Consider the following 1153-nt stretch of genomic DNA (forward strand, 5'->3'; position numbering starts at 1 on the left):
CGCCGAGCAGCGCGTACGTCACCCCGCCGCCGACGTTGCACCACACCGGCGACCGCCGCCGCCACCAGCACCCGCGTCCGGCCGCGCCCGGGCCCCGGCGCGCCGCCCTCCCCGGGACCGGCGCCCACCGGCGGCCGCGTGGCCCCGACATCCGGTGCGGTCGGGGTCCGCGGGACCTGCGATGCCTGCGGGGTCCGCGGGACCGGCGGGGCCTGTCGAGCAGACGGCCGGAGCTCCGGCGCGGCCCCGGCCGCGACCGCCTCCAGCAGCTGCCGCGCCTCGGCCGCCGTGGGACGCCCTTCCGGGTCCTTGTCCATCAGCTCACGCAGAACGGGCGCCAGCGGACCGGCCAGCCGGGGCTCCGGCAGCGGCTCGGTGACGATCGCGGTCAGCGTCGACCACACCGAGGTGCGGCGGAACGGCGACGAACCCTCCACCGCCGCGTACAACGTCATGCCCAGCGCCCACACGTCCGAGGCCGGGCCCGGCTCCTGGCCCTGGGCGCGCTCCGGCGCCAGATAGTCCAGCGAGCCGATCAGCTCGCCGCTGCGGGTCAGCTTGGTGGTCGCGCCGTCGTCGGGCGCCTCCATGCTCGCGATGCCGAAGTCGGTGAGCACCACCCGGCCCCCGCGATCGAGCAGCACATTGCCCGGCTTCACATCGCGGTGCAGCACCCCGGCGTCATGGCCCGCGGCGAGCGCGTCGGCCACCTTCGCGCCGATCCGCGCGGCCTCCAGGGGATCGACGACACCGCGCTCGTCGATCACGTCGTCGAGGGACGGGCCGTCGATCAGCTCCATGACGATGACCGGCAGCCCGTCCTCGTCCGCCACATCGTGCACCGTGATCACACCCGAATGGCGGATCCGGGCCGCGGCGCGCGCCTCGCGCTGCATCCGGGTGCGCAGATCGGCCAGCTCCGCGCCGGACGCGTCGGTGTAGGCGCGCAGCACCTTGACCGCGACCTCACGGCCCAGCACTTCGTCCATCGCCCGGCAGACCACGCCCATGCCGCCGCGGCCGATCTGCTCCGTCACCCGGTAGCGCCCGCCCAGCAGCCTTCCGGACAGATCACCGCCCATGTCCCCCGGTGCCACCATCGGCTCCCTCGCATCGCCAGCAGTGAGCGAACAGCTTAGGCCCCACCGGTGAC

1 protein-coding gene is annotated in these 1153 nt (G+C 75.3%); it reads right to left on the minus strand.

The genetic code is table 11. The features are described 5' to 3' along the window. Positions 1-1100: serine/threonine-protein kinase (locus SSOG_RS06165; RefSeq protein WP_154686084.1), on the minus strand; the 1100-nt coding region annotated here is incomplete at its 3' end. Positions 1101-1153 lie beyond the last annotated feature (53 nt).

The organism is Streptomyces himastatinicus ATCC 53653, assembly GCF_000158915.1.
GTDB classification, from domain to species: Bacteria; Actinomycetota; Actinomycetes; order Streptomycetales; family Streptomycetaceae; genus Streptomyces; species Streptomyces himastatinicus.